At 58.8% G+C, this 14,543-nt stretch carries 13 protein-coding genes; 11 read left to right on the top strand and 2 right to left on the bottom strand.

Going from position 1 to position 14,543, the window contains the following annotated elements; genetic code table 11:
• Nucleotides 1-7 precede the first annotated feature (7 nt).
• The 8 genes from glxR (at nucleotide 8) to BLS26_RS07935 (ending at nucleotide 8,397) form a co-directional block, all read left to right on the top strand.
• The gene (gene glxR, locus BLS26_RS07900) at nucleotides 8-895 is read left to right on the top strand and encodes a 2-hydroxy-3-oxopropionate reductase (protein ID WP_092509918.1); all 888 of its coding nucleotides are present in this window, start codon (nucleotides 8-10) and stop codon (nucleotides 893-895) included.
• A 20-nt stretch (nucleotides 896-915) separates the two neighbouring features.
• A complete protein-coding gene (locus BLS26_RS07905) occupies nucleotides 916-2,187 on the top strand; it encodes a glycerate kinase (protein ID WP_092509920.1) in 1,272 nt (423 codons plus the stop codon).
• A gap of 2 nt (nucleotides 2,188-2,189) precedes the next feature.
• Nucleotides 2,190-3,635: a pyruvate kinase gene (pyk, locus tag BLS26_RS07910; protein WP_092509922.1), complete on the top strand. Its 1,446-nt coding sequence runs from the start codon at nucleotides 2,190-2,192 to the stop codon at nucleotides 3,633-3,635.
• Nucleotides 3,636-4,232: 597 nt separating this feature from the next.
• Nucleotides 4,233-4,760 carry an MbcA/ParS/Xre antitoxin family protein gene (locus BLS26_RS07915; protein ID WP_092509924.1) on the top strand — a complete coding sequence of 176 codons (528 nt, stop codon included), beginning with the start codon at nucleotides 4,233-4,235 and terminating at the stop codon, nucleotides 4,758-4,760.
• On the top strand, nucleotides 4,757-5,428 hold the full coding sequence (locus tag BLS26_RS07920; RefSeq protein ID WP_092509926.1) for an RES family NAD+ phosphorylase: 672 nt from the start codon (nucleotides 4,757-4,759) through the stop codon (nucleotides 5,426-5,428). The genes BLS26_RS07915 and BLS26_RS07920 overlap by 4 nt, the downstream gene beginning before the upstream one ends.
• A 221-nt stretch (nucleotides 5,429-5,649) precedes the next feature.
• The gene (locus BLS26_RS07925) at nucleotides 5,650-5,931 is read left to right on the top strand and encodes an AbrB/MazE/SpoVT family DNA-binding domain-containing protein (protein WP_092509928.1); all 282 of its coding nucleotides are present in this window, start codon (nucleotides 5,650-5,652) and stop codon (nucleotides 5,929-5,931) included.
• Nucleotides 5,912-6,301: a type II toxin-antitoxin system VapC family toxin gene (locus tag BLS26_RS07930; RefSeq protein WP_092509930.1), complete on the top strand. Its 390-nt coding sequence runs from the start codon at nucleotides 5,912-5,914 to the stop codon at nucleotides 6,299-6,301. Before BLS26_RS07925 ends, BLS26_RS07930 begins: the two co-directional genes overlap by 20 nt.
• 614 nt (nucleotides 6,302-6,915) lie before the next feature.
• Entirely contained in the window at nucleotides 6,916-8,397 is a 1,482-nt protein-coding gene (locus BLS26_RS07935) for an MFS transporter (RefSeq protein WP_157676374.1), read from the top strand.
• Between the two features lie 1,083 nt (nucleotides 8,398-9,480).
• On the opposite strand, the gene nagA is transcribed toward BLS26_RS07935, so the two are convergent.
• Entirely contained in the window at nucleotides 9,481-10,668 is a 1,188-nt protein-coding gene (gene nagA, locus BLS26_RS07940) for an N-acetylglucosamine-6-phosphate deacetylase (protein WP_092509934.1), read from the bottom strand.
• Nucleotides 10,669-10,823: 155 nt separating this feature from the next.
• On the opposite strand from nagA, the gene BLS26_RS07945 reads away from it, so the two are divergent.
• From BLS26_RS07945 to BLS26_RS07955, 3 genes are read left to right on the top strand one after another with little or no spacing between them, the layout of a single operon-like run.
• The gene (locus BLS26_RS07945) at nucleotides 10,824-11,759 is read left to right on the top strand and encodes a BadF/BadG/BcrA/BcrD ATPase family protein (RefSeq protein ID WP_092509936.1); all 936 of its coding nucleotides are present in this window, start codon (nucleotides 10,824-10,826) and stop codon (nucleotides 11,757-11,759) included.
• Nucleotides 11,753-12,646 carry an N-acetylmuramic acid 6-phosphate etherase gene (locus BLS26_RS07950; RefSeq protein WP_092509938.1) on the top strand — a complete coding sequence of 298 codons (894 nt, stop codon included), beginning with the start codon at nucleotides 11,753-11,755 and terminating at the stop codon, nucleotides 12,644-12,646. The genes BLS26_RS07945 and BLS26_RS07950 overlap by 7 nt, the downstream gene beginning before the upstream one ends.
• Nucleotides 12,633-13,661, top strand: coding sequence for an SIS domain-containing protein (locus BLS26_RS07955; protein WP_244541877.1), 1,029 nt, complete (start codon nucleotides 12,633-12,635; stop codon nucleotides 13,659-13,661). Before BLS26_RS07950 ends, BLS26_RS07955 begins: the two co-directional genes overlap by 14 nt.
• Before the next feature lie 151 nt (nucleotides 13,662-13,812).
• Here BLS26_RS07955 and BLS26_RS07960 read toward each other — a convergent pair whose 3' ends face one another.
• A complete protein-coding gene (locus tag BLS26_RS07960) occupies nucleotides 13,813-14,376 on the bottom strand; it encodes an adenylate/guanylate cyclase domain-containing protein (protein ID WP_244541878.1) in 564 nt (187 codons plus the stop codon).
• Nucleotides 14,377-14,543: the final 167 nt, after the last annotated feature.

Below are 14,543 nucleotides of genomic sequence, written 5' to 3' on the forward strand. Positions count from 1 at the left end.
GAACAAGATGATTGATGTCGGCTTCATAGGCCTCGGTATCATGGGACGTCCGATGGCAGGACATCTCCAGGCTGCCGGGCATCGGCTATTTCTTCACGACGTCGGGCCCGTTGCGCCGGAGCTCGTTGCCGCGGGCGGCGCCGTCTGCAAATCCGGCAAGCAGGTCGCCGAGGAATCCGACGTGGTCATCGTCATGGTGCCGGATACGCCGCACGTCGAAGCAGTGCTGTTCGGCGCAGGCGGCGTCGCGGAAGGAGTTTCAAAGGGCAAGATCGTCGTCGACATGAGCTCGATCTCGCCGCTCGCCACCAAGGAATTTGCGCGAAAGATCAACGCACTCGGCGCCGATTATCTCGATGCCCCGGTGTCGGGCGGCGAGGTCGGCGCCAAGGCCGCATCGCTGACGATCATGGTGGGTGGCCCGGAGCGGGCGTTCAATACCATGAAGCCGCTGTTCGAGAAGATGGGCAAGAATGTCACCCTCGTTGGTGGCAACGGCGACGGCCAGACCACCAAAGTCGCTAACCAGATCATCGTGGCGCTAACGATCGAGGCGGTGGGAGAAGCGCTGCTGTTTGCATCAAAAGCTGGCGCCGATCCGGCCCTTGTCCGGCAGGCCCTTATGGGAGGCTTCGCTTCCTCGCGAATTCTAGAGGTGCACGGCGAGCGCATGGTGAAGCGGAATTTCGAACCCGGCTTTCGTATCGAGCTGCACCAGAAGGACCTCAACCTCGCGCTGGACGGCGCTCGGACGTTGGGGATTTCGTTGCCGAATACCGCGACAGCGCAGCAGCTCTTCAATTCCTGCGCGGCGCAAGGCGGCAAGGCCTGGGACCATTCTGCGATGGTGAAGGCGCTGGAGCTGATGGCGAACCACGAAATCACAAAGACCTGAGGCCGGCCGGGACGCCAATCATGACCGTCGACTATCGCCGTCTGTTGCTCGACATGTTTCAGGCGGCAGTGAACGCCGCTGCGCCCGCCCGGTGCGTGCCGGCGCAACTGCCGCCGCGGCCGCAGGGCCGTACCATCGTTGTCGGCGCCGGCAAGGCGGCAGCGGCGATGGCGGCGGCCGTCGAGGCGCACTGGCATGGACCGCTCGAGGGGCTGGTGGTGACGCGCTATGGCCACGGCGTACCGTGCAAACATATCGAGGTGATCGAGGCGTCTCACCCCGTTCCCGATGAGGCGGGATCCAGGGCCGCTCGCCGAATTCTCGACAAGGTTTCACGGTTGACGGCGGACGATCTCGTCCTGGTCCTGATTTCGGGTGGTGGGTCCGCCCTGCTCGCCTTGCCGGCAGATGGCGTCACGCTTGCCGACAAGCAAGCCGTCAACCGTGCCTTGCTGAAATGCGGCGCGGATATCACCGAAATGAATACGGTGCGTAAACATCTATCCGCCATCAAAGGCGGTCGTCTCGCTATTGCAGCGGCACCAGCGCGCGTAGTCACGCTCGCGATATCAGATGTGCCGGGCGACGATCTCTCCGTCATTGCTTCCGGTCCCACCGTGCCGGACAAATCCACGCGCGCCGAGGCGCTTGCGGTGCTGACAAAATACAGCATCGAGATTCCGGCCAGCGTTGCGACGCACCTGAATGACGCTGCTTCGGAAACGCCGACGGCGGACGATCCGCGGTTTGCAAATGTCACAACTCGTCTGGTAGCGAGCCCCCAGAAATCCCTGGAGGCTGCACTCAAGGTCGCGCGGGACGCCGGATTGGCTTCCGTGATCCTGGGCAACGCCATCGAGGGTGAGGCTCGCGACGTCGGCCTGGTTCATGCCGGCATTGCGCGGCAATGCGGCGATTGGGGCCAGCCGCTCGAAATTCCATGCGTTCTCATCTCCGGTGGTGAGACCACCGTAACGGTGTGTGGCACGGGTCGTGGCGGTCGCAATACGGAATTTCTTCTGGGTCTTGGGATCGCGGCCGATGGCAGGAACGGCATTTGGGCGCTCGCCGCAGACACGGATGGCATTGACGGCAGCCAAGACAATGCAGGCGCGATTCTCACGCCCGACACGCTGCAACGCGCCACGCTCGCCGATATCGACGTCAAGGCGCGGCTTGCAGACAACGATGCCTACACCGTGTTCGCGGCACTGGACGATCTTGTCATGACAGGTCCTACGCTCACCAACGTCAACGACTTCAGAGCCATATTAATCACCAAAAGGAATTGATTTTGCGCCGCTTACGAAACGCGAAAATCATTGCGACGCTTGGACCCTCCAGTTCATCGCCGGCGACGATCAGATCCCTGTTCGACGCCGGCGTCGATATGTTCCGGTTGAATTTCAGCCACGGAACCCACGACGACCACAAGAAGCGCTTCGAGGCGATCAGGGCTGTCGAACGCGACGTCGGCCGTCCCATCGGAATCATGATCGATCTACAGGGCCCCAAGCTTCGCATCGGTACTTTCTCCGACGGCCCTGTCGAGCTTCACTCCGGAGACAGGCTCAGGCTCGATCTCGAAAACACGCCGGGCGATCGCACGCGCGTGTCGCTGCCTCACCCTGAGATTTTCGCAGCCCTGGCTCCCGGCACCGATCTATTGCTCGATGACGGCAAGCTGCGCCTCGAAGTCCTGGAATGTGGTCCGCGCTACGCCGAAACGCGCGTGACGATCGGTGGCAGATTGTCGGAGCGCAAAGGCGTCAATGTTCCCGGTGTCATTCTGCCGCTGTCGCCCTTCAGCGAAAAGGACCGTCGCGACCTGACCTTCGGACTTGAACACGGACCCGACTGGGTCGCACTTTCGTTCGTGCAAAAGGCCGAAGACATCGCCGAAGCACGAACCCTGATCGGATCGCGCGCGTTGATCATGGCCAAGCTCGAGAAGCCGGCGGCCATCGACAATCTTGATGCCATCGTAGCACTGGCGGACGGCATCATGGTTGCGCGTGGCGACCTCGGTGTTGAATTACCGCCGGCGCAGGTACCAATGATCCAACGCCGGATCGTGCGCACATGCCGTCGAGAGGGGAAACCCGTCGTGGTGGCAACACAAATGCTTGAATCCATGACTGCGTCCCCGGTTCCGACCCGGGCAGAAGCCTCGGACGTTGCAGCGGCGGTCTATGAAGGCAGCGATGCTGTCATGCTGTCAGCGGAATCCGCCAGTGGGCGCTTCCCCGTCGAATCAGTTGTCATGATGGATTCGATCATTCGCGGCGTTGAAAATGATTCTCACACTCAAACTCTGACGAGCCCTAAACCGGTGGAGTTTCGGGCAAACCATGCTGATGCGATATGTTCGGCCTTGCGTCTCGTCGCCGAACTGGTCTCGGCGACAGCGACCATTGCCTACACAAAATCCGGCTTCACCAGCATGCGCGCGGCGCGCGAGCGGCCGTTCGCGCCGATTCTCAGTCTGACGCCGTCGATCGCAACCGCGCGGCAGTTGACACCGGTATGGGGTGTACATTCCGTGGTGGTCGAAGCCGAAATCGCTGATGAAGCGTCAATGACTCAACTTGCCTGCGATTTGGCGCTTGCGGGAGATTTTGGAAAGCCTGGCGATAACATCGTGATCATCGCCGGCATACCGTTCGGCGTATCCGGAACGACCAATCTGCTGCGCGTGGCGACGCTTTCCCCCCGCCCCACCATTGCTACGCCAAAATGAACTTCATCTTCAAGCGAGGGCAAGGTCTCTACAGCGCCTCGTCGGACGCCATCAACAAACCGGCCTACCGCCCGCCTTCTTTCGCCTGAGTCTATGCGGCGAATTCATCCGTTCGCGCTGACGAGCGCTACCATTGAGCGCAAGGGATCGCGGAAGATCGGAGGAAGGCGAGCAAAATCGTAGAAGTTTGGTAGCGAGAGACCGCTACCGCTTTGTCCCACACGGCGCGAATCTGCGATATTTCCTCCGATTATCCGCCTATCTGCCCAAATCCGCTCGAATTATTGGTTCAAGTCGAGCGCAACGGCTGCTTTGCGCCGCCATAAACCGCCGCTCGCCACCCACCAGGACAATCGAGCGCTCAGTCTTGTCGGATAACTGATTGGCGATCTCGGCATGACTCGAAACACGCGACCTCCGGTTTGGGAAACCGCTTCTAGCTCAGCAATGTCAATAACTTAAGATCGTCGTGTTGCAGATGTGTTGCATCGATGCGCTCGATTACTCCCCGGAATCCAGGGCGAAGACGGGTGCTGATTGGGGATTGCAATTTGTCCATATTTGGACTATATCCATATCTGGGATAGGTAGGACACCATGCGGAACGCCCAGAAAAAGCGCCCTCCTGAAGCGGCAAAAGGGCCTCAGCGCCTCGACAAATCACGCTTTGCGCCGGCCAATCGAAGGCGGCTCAGCGCTCCTGCCTTGCGGACTTTCCTCGCCATTGCGGATCTATGGGGGCTGACGGAAGAGCAGCGTCTCCTGATCCTCGGTTATCCCTCTCGATCCACGTACCACAACTGGTGCAAGCAAGCTCGAGAGCACGGTGCTTTCACGCTCGACGTTGATGTCCTCACGCGCATCTCGGCGGTACTCGGGATCCATCAGGGTCTCGGGATTCTGTTTCCGACGGAGCAGCTTGGCGTCGAGTGGCTGCGAACCCCGCACAGCGCTGTCGTGTTCGGCGGCCGACCGCCGCTCGACCTCGTGACTAGCGGCTCTCAGGATGGGTTGCTCTCGGTGCGCCGCTTCCTCGACGGCGCGCGAGGCGGCCTCTACATGCAGCCGAACACCATTGACGAGGCGTTCAAGCCTTACGACGATACGGAAATTGTCTTCCGGTGAAGGATGCTCTCGCATCCTCGCCACGACCTGCCCATCGTCTGATCCCGTCGCAATTCCCTCCCCTCGGGCTGTTCGATACGGTCGCGACCGCAGCCGATCTTGCGGCCGTAATGGAGCTGGTCGGCTGGACTAATGATCGGCTTGTCACCGATCGTATCGCTCGGCTGCCGCAGACAGAATGGGTGTATGGCGTCCCCAATGCCAGCATCGTCATGGCAGCTTTCCTGCACGTTGCTCCCGGTGGGATGCGTTTCAACGGTCCCGAGCTCGGTGCCTGGTACGCAGCCGACGATATCCGGACTGCAGCTGCCGAGGTCGGCCATCACCTGCGGCGCGAGACGGTCGCGCGCAATGTAACCACGATGACCCGGACCTACAGGGCGTATGCCGCAACTCTGTTAGGCGACTATCTCGACATCAGAGGCCAGCAGGCCACGCGCACGGACGTTTATGCGAGCAACCGCTATGACGCCTCGCAAAAGTTTGGCGAGGAAGTTCGCGCGTCAGGTGGCGCGGGCCTACTCTACGACAGCCTGCGACGCCGGACCGGCGTCAACGTTGTCGCGCACCGCCCGCGCAACATTACGGACATCGTACAGACAGATCATTTCGAAATTACGGTCCTGGCAACATCGCGCACGATCGACGTCCGTAAACTGTCGCTGTGATAAAACGGCTATCCGGATTATCGTGTGGAATGACGCCATGGGACGTGAAGCTTCCAGATCGGGGTGTTCGGTCGCCGCCGCACGTCATTGACCGCCGAGAGGTCGATCAGCGAGTGGATCGAACATTGCCTGCATTGCACCTCGAGGTTCCGACATAGATAGGCCTCACTATCCGGCCTGAGCCTGACTATCTTACTTTTGTCTTACCGGATGAAGCTGCCATGTCCGCCAAGGGAAAACTGACCACCACCGTCTCGACCAAGGGCCAGGTGATATTGCCCAAGGCGATCCGGGAACAGCGGCACTGGCCCGCCGGAACGGAACTGGTGGTGGAGGATACTCCCGAGGGTGTGTTGCTGAAGGCGAAGCCCGCCTTTGCGCCCACCCGGCCGAAAGACGTGTTTGGCTCCCTACCCTATAAGGGGCCGGCAAAGTCGATCGCGGATATGGAAGCGGGGATCGCCGCCGAGACGAAACGGCGGCATGCTCGCAATCGATACTAATCTTCTCGTCTGCTATCTGGTGGGCGACGATCCCGGACAGGCTGCCCGGGCACGCAGGCTGATCGACAACAATGACGTCTTCGTCTGCACTACAGTCCTGCTAGAGACCGAGTGGCTGCTGCGTAGTGTCTATAGGTTTTCCGCTGCCCAGTGCGCCAAGGCTCTCTCCAATTTCGCGGGGCTGCCGCACGCGAGCCTGGAAGATTCTACCGCCGCGGCGAAGGCGTTGGGCTGGATGCGGCAGGGCGTGGACTTTGCGGATGGTCTGCATCTGGCGAAGGCGGAAGGCTGCGAGGCCTTCATCAGCTTTGACCAGGATTTCGCCAGAGCCGCCAACGCCCTGGGTGGCATCAAGGTGCGCGCGCCCTGACGCCGGCGCGCAGAGCGCACACAGGATTATGAGGGCGTACCTGCCCGGGGCCGGAAAGCCAATCAACCGAGGACACCCGCCGGGGACGCTACAACATCAACCGGCGGCTTGCCTTCAGCTGACCCGACGCGATGTTTCAACACGAAATTCCGAATGGCCGAAATACTTCCGGAGCTGGAGAAGCGCGTCGACAAGTACATGGGTTGGGGCATCACCTATTCTTCGACTGACGAACTCGACGCCCCGTTCTTACGTGGTGCAAGGGGGGCACCGTCGTAACCGGTAACGGCCTCTAGATTGCTGCCGTAGACGGTCCGAACCGCCTTAGCGAACTGCTATCTCGAGCAGCTCAGGATGTGACCCAAGTCCGCCAGCGGGCTCCTGGGTCGTTCACGGCTATCCCTTTGAAGACGCGGCAAACGCCAAGATCGTGGCACATCTCGTCGGCTTGTTGCGGCGCATGGTCTAGCCGCTGTCCTGCTAGAAACATCGTGAAACGAGGCAATGGAGCTGCGGCGTTGGAAAGGTGACAGCAATCCTTACTCTTTGCCACGCCCGTTGGTGAGAGATAAGCTGCCGACTCGTCTAAGGGCCACCCTCTGTTAGGCGGGGACGTGCCGAAATCCCCGTTCATTGCGCTAGGCAGGGTTGCTGCCGTCGGCAGGCATCATCTCTCGGGAGACTGCCGTCTCTTTTGGCTCTCCACTCACGTTCATCTTCCCACCTTTGCGTGCCGCTTTCCAAGCGGCCAGCAATCTCTGTTTGAGCAACCGGGAAGCCAACAAACGGAGCATGCCATGTCAATCACGCTTAATTCCTCTTCGGAAATCCCCTGGTGGAAGGAGCCAAGCAAGGAGCAATGGAAGGCGTGGATCGCGGCTTGGCTGGGTTGGACGCTCGACGCGTTCGATTTCACGATCTTTCTGCTGATCATGGTGCCGATCGCCAAGGAATTCGACGTTCCCTTAACAGCGGTCACTGTCGTGTTCACCATCACGTTGTGGCTGCGCCTAGTGGGCGCGACGGCCGCCGGTTGGATGGCCGACCGGATGGGTCGAAAGACCCCGCTGATGATTTCCATTCTTTGGTACTCGCTCTGCAACTTCATCGCCGGTTTTTCTCCAACCTTTGCGTTTTTGTTCTTTTTTCGCGCGCTGCTTGGCATTGGGATGGGCGCTGAATGGCCGGCCGGTGCGGCCCTTGCCATGGAATCCTGGCCGGCGCGCTCCCGCGGCTTCATGAGCGGCGTGCTGCAGGGCTCGTGGGGGCTTGGCTTCGCGTTATCGGCGCTCGCCTACGGCTTCCTGTTCGACCTGATCGGGTGGCGAGGCCTGCTGTGGATCGGGATACTGCCGGCCCTCGTCGTGGTCTGGATCCGGTTCTACGTGAACGAGCCGGAGGTTTGGGTCGCGAACAGGCGCCAACAGCGGGAAATCAAGGCCGAGGTGAAGGCGCCTTTGCTTTCCATCTTCAAGCGCGGCTTGTTGCTCAATACGCTGACGGCCTGCTTTTGGATCGCCAGCACTTTCTGCGTCTACTATTCGATCTGGGCCTTGTTCTCGGCATACCTGCAGAAGGAACTGAATTGGACGCCGCTGATGGTGGCCACGCCGGTGTTCTGGGCCAACATTGTCGTCTTTGCCGGCAATAGCCTGTGGGGTTTCGTTTCGGACATATGGGGTCGCAGGCCGGGCATGATCGTTCCGGCGACGATTGCGATCTTCTTGACGCCGTTCTATCTGTGGACCACGGATCCGATCTACATCGTCAGCGCGTTCATCGTGCAAGGCATGTTCGGCGGCTCGATCTACGGGCAAATGCCGAGCTACCTGTGCGAGCGCTTCCCGACCGAGGTGCGGGCGACGGCGTCCGGATTCATCTTTCATCAGGGGGCGATTTGGGGCGGCTTGGTAGCGCCGGTGCTGACCTATCTGGCCGTGCAGATGAACTTCGGCTTCGCCATGCCGATGATGATCAGCACGATATTCTTCCTGGTCCTAGTCGTGATCTCCGTGCTGCTCGGGCCGGAAACTAAGGGCAAGACGCTGACGGCCGATCTCGAGGTCATCAAAGGCGTCGCGCAGCCGGCCACCTGATCGTCCCACCGGCCGCGGCGCCTTCTGGACAGGGCGCCGCAGCCGGTCCGATCCAAAGTCACGAAGATGCAGGCGCTGCGCTCACCCTTGCTGGTGCATGAGTCTACTCCTGGCACTTAACTGTCGTCGGCATTTTTAGCCACCGTCCGCTTCGCGCCGATATTGTTGAAAAAGTCCTTTTTCGCCGATGATTGAAAATTCTCAGGACCGCTGGTGCGTCTCTCTCGCTACGAGGTGAGGGAGCACATCAATTGCCGCAAAATGATCGCTGACCTTCGTATCGAACCTACGGAGCCTTGCAGCGGCTGAAATCGCCAATGCGTAACATTTGCGAGATTTTCGGAGCACCGCGACTTTCGAGTTTTTCAACACAATCCGCCAGAAACGGCCGGTCGCGCGGTCCGCGAAAAAAATGGTCGTTCTCACATATCAATTAAGCAACCCGGCTGGTGACCGTTGGGTCGAAAGCATCGGCTTGGAGCGAGCTGCTTATGGCACGCATTCGATGAGGCGGACGAAACCTCCGCGCCGTGCAAGTTCTCCTCGGCCAAGCTTATCTGCATTTGTTAGCTCGTCTGCCGCGTAGCAGTGACGCAGTTCGTACAGTGTTATACGGCCTGGGCCGAATGCACACCGGCGCTAATTCGGTGAAAGGTCTCGGATTTGCGACGTGACCCACGCGAACCGATTTTCAGCAAGGGATTCCTTCTAAACAGGGCGCAAACTCACTGTCACCCCCAGGCGGTAGTTTTGATCTAACCGGTCTCTGCCGATAGTCTCCGCAAAACGGGAATATTCGCGGACAGAGCCGGAGACTTTCCCCGATTTCCGCCTTGAGATCGGCGAACTAGGACTCCAGAGACAAAAACGGATCCGCGAAAAGCCGGGATTTCCGGGCCGTTCTCGCCGCTCGTGGGAGGCCGGGCCGAACGCGGGACTGGCTGGCTGACCACGCAGGGATCGAACCACAACATTCCCACCTGAAAAAAGACCTTTGAAATATCTAAAGAATTTCCGCCAATTTGGCGCCAAATTCGACCTGGAGACTTTTGCAGTTCGAAGTTGCGACAGCTGCCGATCTGATTACCCCCGTTCGGGGTTAGGGACGGATTGTGGGCGATTGCCGGCCACCCAAGTCGTAAGGACCTCGAGGTTTGGTGTTAATGCGACGATGTCTCCTTGAGCCCCAGCAACTAGCGTACCGCGATGTCTTTCGATTCCCAAAAACCGTGCCGGCACAAGCGATGCAGCGCGAAGCGCCTCGTCGAGGAACATTCCCCCGAATGTTGCGGCATTTTTGACAGCCGATGCCAGGTTTAGGTGGGCGCCGGCGAGCGTGCCGTTTTCGCAGACTAATCGGCCGCCCCGCAGTTGAATCTGCCTTCCCATGAGTTCGAAATGATCTTGCTCAGTGCCGACAGTGGGCATTGCGTCACTTACAAGCGCAATATTATTGCGATTTTTTGCAGAGAAGGCGGCGCGTACGACAACAGGATCGACATGGATGCCGTCGACAATAATGCCCGCTGTGAGACGGTCGTCTGTAAGGGCCACGCCAACGATGCCGGGTTCTCGGGCGCTCATGGCGGGCATTGCATTGAAGAGGTGTGTAACACCACTAAGCCCCTCGTCAACGGCAGCTGTCAGGGTGTCGGCAGTTGCCTCGCTATGACCGACTGAACATCGAATCCCGCTCGTAGCAAGGGTCTTCACAAATCTCGCAGGTACGCATTCTGGCGCCAGGGTCACCATGGACGAGCCGACTGCCGATAGCTCCCCTAGCCAATCAAGGTCTTCCATTGTCGCAGTCGCGATGTAATCGCCGCGATGAATCCCGGGACGTCGAGGACTGATAAAAGGACCTTCGAGATGAAGACCCAGGATTCCGTCACCACCTGCGACGGATTTTGCTGCAGCAATTGCAACGATGGCCTTCGCGCGGGCATCGCTTATCAACGTAGGCAAGCAGCTTGTGGTGCCGTACCGGCGATGCGCTTGGGCGATGGCACGCATCGCGTCCGGCGTTGGCTGATCATTGAGAAGAATGCCACCGCCGCCATTGACTTGCAGGTCGATGAACCCAGGCGCGAGTATCGTTCCGGGCGGCATAACTTCGGTTGACCAGCGACTCGCACTCTCGTCACGGGACGTGATAGACTGAACGATCCCACCTGCGATCAAAATGAGCGCATGATTGTGCCATCGGTATCCATCGAAAATGCGGTCCGCCGAAATTGCAAACGGGGGTGGTTCGGCTTGCTCTGAACCCATCGCCTCACTTCCTCACTGGCGATCCTTGGTCGGGATGTGTTGTCCGCCTCAGTGCGCAGGAGCCATGGTAGCGGAACTCAACGAGCCAGCAAACGTTCCGGAGAGGGCAGCCGGAGCTTTTGCGCGTCAGCGCCACACAATTCACGAGCAATTGGATGAGCAACCCCGTTTCACCCAACTCTACTCAGCTCTATATCGGTATCGATGGAGGTGGAACCAGTTGCCGTGCCCGCATCGAAGACGCGGAGGGTAACGTATTAGGTCAAGGCACCGCTGGTCCCGCTACAACGCGGATTGGCGTCGATAGTTCTATGCAGGCGGTGCGCACGGCGAGTGAGGCGGCAGTAATGGATGCCAGTCTTATGCCGAGTGCCCTTGGTCATTTGATAGCAGGAGTGGGATTGGCCGGAATTGACCGTAAGGGAGCCCGTGAAGCGCTTATGAGCGTCATCCATCCGTTCCAAGACGTGGTCTTTGCAAGTGACGCGAACGTTGCTTGCTTAGGGGCACATCGTGGTCGCGATGGTGGTATTGTCGTTCTGGGTACCGGCAGTATTGGTTTCGCTAGCGTAAAAGGCCGCGAGCTCCGTATCGGAGGATACGGATTCCCAATCTCTGATGAGGGAAGTGGTGCCGATGTCGGACTTCAGGCCGTGCGGCTCGCGCTTCGCGCACATGACGGCAAGATAAGTCCGAGCCCCTTTTTGCTAGAAGTGATCGAAAAGCTTGGGTCTGATCCGGTTGCGTTGGTCGCATGGGCCGAACAGGCGACAGCCAAAGACTATGCGAGCTTGGCTCCGGTTGCGTTGACCTACGCAGAGGCACGTGACCCGTTTGCGGAGGAGATCGTAGCCGAAGGCGCCCGGCAGGCTGGCGTGCTCATTCGTTCCTTGGTGGAATTCGGTGCGCCCCACATCTCTCTGCTTGGGGGTCTGGCATCGCGCATGGTTCAGTGGCTTTCACCTGAGGTCGCGCACTTTCTGTCCCCGCCCGAGGCTGATGCAGCAGCTGGGGCCCTGCTTTTGGCCCGGCGCAAAGGATCCGTCTCAATCGATTCCAGCGGGCAGAGGAAAGGTGCGCAGATATGCTGACAGAGCACATAAATCCGCGCTTCGTCGACCTCGATTCGTGGTCCACGAGCGATATGATCGAAGCTATGTATGACGGGCAACTCACCGCTTGCGCAGCCGTAAGACCGGCTTTGCCGGCAATAAATGCCGCCGTGGATGACGCGGTACCGGCCCTGAAATGTGGTGGTCGCCTGGTTTATGTAGGGGCTGGCACTTCTGGCCGTATTGCTATTCAGGACGGCGCAGAGCTTGGTCCAACGTACGATTGGCCAAGCGACCGTATCGTTTTCGTAATGGCTGGAGGGCTGCAAGCGGTACTGGAGAGCGTTGAGGGCGCCGAAGACGACGAAACAAAAGGGGCTGAAGCAATCGCCAATGCTGAGCTTAATGAAAATGACGTTGTCATAGCTGTCGCTGCGAGCGGCACCACACCGTTCACTATCGGCGCGCTACGTTCCGCAAGAGCGAGAGGAGCCCTCTGTATTGCTGTGGCGAACAACCGAGGAGCGCGCCTTTTCGAACCAGCCCACCATCGTATCTTGATAGAGACCGGCACTGAGGTGCTTGCTGGCTCAACGCGGATGCAAGCGGGAACGGCACAAAAGATTGTCCTCAATCTGTTCTCTACCGCCGTAATGGTCAAGCTCGGCCGGGTTTACCGGGGTTTGATGGTCAGTATGCGCGCCAGCAATGCAAAGCTTCTTCGGCGCGCAGAGGTCATTGTTCACCAGATTGTGGGATGCGCCGAGAATGATGCTGCCAAGTTCGTTGAACGCGCGGAGGGCGACGTTAAAGTCGCAGTACTACTCGGTCTTGGATGGGAGCAGGCCGACGCCCGTGAAGCATTGCTCAAACACGAGGGTAATCTGAGAGCCGCCATCGACGAGCTAGCCCGTGATCGACGATGACCGCTCCCAAACGGCCATGGCTCGAGAGATCTGTGAGATCCCGACGACGGCTGAGCGACTTCTGGCAGAACAGGCCTCAATCATAACAGTCGCAAATCGCATCAGACAGGCCGATCCGCGCGTCGTTGTGATTTCAGGCCGCGGGAGCTCCGGGAATGCTGGAACACTCCTTCGCTACCTGTTTGAAGCGCGGGCAGGTTTACTCGTTTCCACCTCAGCTCCGTCGGTTATGACAACCTACGAACAATCGATTGACATGCGGAACGCCGTTTTCATCGTCATATCACAATCCGGTCGAAGCCCGGATCTCGTGATGGGGGCCCAATCGGCAAGAACAAATGGAGCGCTGACAATTGCAATTGTGAACGATTTGACCTCCCCCGTTGCCTTGGCCTGCGAATTGGCGCTGCCGATTGGCGCCGGCCTGGAGCGTTCAGTCGCAGCCACAAAATCGGTTGTCCTTTCAATGATGATAGGTGCGCAACTCGTTGCATCGCTTACCTCCAATAATGATTTGATGGACAAGATCAGACAGCTCCCACAAAGATTTAGTGACGCACTTACCTGCGATTGGTCGGTGTGGAGCAGCAGCCTAGCGGCAGCACGTGCTGGGTTTGTAATTGGGCGCGGGTTCGGATTAGGATCGGCGCGCGAGATCGGGCTTAAGGTCGCCGAAACCATGCGGTTACCGACGTTAAGCTATAGCGCAGCAGAGGTGAGGCACGGTCCCCTCTCCTGTGCTACCGTTGAGACGCCATTTCTCGTCCTAAGGCAGAACGACGGATCGTCTGCGATGGTGGATACCTTAATCGCCGATCTTCGCGCCAGAAACCTTAATGTCTTTTCCGTAGGGGATTCAGGCGGCACACTCCCCTGGATAGGAAACGATGATCCGATTTGCGATGCAATTACGATGTTGCTGCCAGCCTATGCCACCGTAGAGCAGGCCGCACGAGATCGCGGTTTCGATCCAGACAATCCGCCATATCTCACCAAAATTACAGAAACAATGTAATCGATGGCCATCGCGGCGACGCTAGATCAGGGAATGCAAAGCCTTGACCGCGGCTTCGCGAGTCTCGACAGGAACAAATAGGTTTACCGAATGCGGTGACAAAACATATTTGTCGGCGATAATTCCGTGATGTTGCAGAATCTGAATTGCCTTAAAGGGCAGGTCTGAAGAAACACCGCCGAAGCAAGGACAGGGTAAATATGTGCAAGGGCTTTGCGATGTTCTTGACCATCTGCTCGCCTAAATCCACGAACGCAAGCGGCAGCTTTTCGCCAATCTGATCTCGAACGGTGTGCGATATGCAAAGACCGCCTGGCTCGCTCAAAGTCTCCAATCGGGCGGCAATGTTGACGCCGTCACCAAACATATCATTTTGGTCAAGGATGATGTCGCCGACATTAATGCCGATCCGGAGCAAGAACCGTCGGTCCTCAGCCAACTCAACGTTGCGCTGGATCATTCCCCGTTGAATTGCAACGGCGCAAGCGACGCCATCGACCGCGCTCGCAAAGCTAACCAATAGCCCGTCGCCCGTTGTCTTGACGATGACCCCACCGTGAGCGGAGATTGTCGGATCGACGAGTTCCCGCCGGTGCGCCTTGAGAGCTTGAAGCGTGCCAAGCTCATCGGAACCCATTAGTCGGCTATAACCGACGACGTCTGCTGCCAGAATCGCGGCAAGTTTGCGCTCAACATGGTGTTGAGTAGTAACCAACTCGCTGCCTCGTGTTGCGAGGGAACCTACCTATACCAGAAACTAAGTGTTCGCCGCGATGTCCGAGTTGGGGTCAAAAGGCGAAATACTCGCTCAGAGCAGATGCTTTCCGCTTTGGTTCCGAAAGCGGACTCTCGTTTGCCATCGCGCCATGTCCGAAAAGTGCC

The sequence above is a fragment of the Afipia sp. GAS231 genome, assembly GCF_900103365.1.
Lineage (GTDB): Bacteria > Pseudomonadota > Alphaproteobacteria > Rhizobiales > Xanthobacteraceae > Bradyrhizobium.

What these genes read in the sequence shown, in the direction of transcription:
- glxR (WP_092509918.1), top strand. Translation starts at nt 8, where the DNA reads ATGATTGATGTCGGCTTCATAGGCCTCGGTATCATGGGACGTCCGATG.
- BLS26_RS07905 (WP_092509920.1), top strand. Translation starts at nt 916, where the DNA reads ATGACCGTCGACTATCGCCGTCTGTTGCTCGACATGTTTCAGGCGGCA.
- BLS26_RS07915 (WP_092509924.1), top strand. Translation starts at nt 4,233, where the DNA reads ATGCGGAACGCCCAGAAAAAGCGCCCTCCTGAAGCGGCAAAAGGGCCT.
- BLS26_RS07925 (WP_092509928.1), top strand. Translation starts at nt 5,650, where the DNA reads ATGTCCGCCAAGGGAAAACTGACCACCACCGTCTCGACCAAGGGCCAG.
- BLS26_RS07930 (WP_092509930.1), top strand. Translation starts at nt 5,912, where the DNA reads ATGCTCGCAATCGATACTAATCTTCTCGTCTGCTATCTGGTGGGCGAC.
- nagA (WP_092509934.1), bottom strand. Translation starts at nt 10,668, where the DNA reads ATGGGTTCAGAGCAAGCCGAACCACCCCCGTTTGCAATTTCGGCGGAC.
- BLS26_RS07945 (WP_092509936.1), top strand. Translation starts at nt 10,824, where the DNA reads ATGAGCAACCCCGTTTCACCCAACTCTACTCAGCTCTATATCGGTATC.
- BLS26_RS07950 (WP_092509938.1), top strand. Translation starts at nt 11,753, where the DNA reads ATGCTGACAGAGCACATAAATCCGCGCTTCGTCGACCTCGATTCGTGG.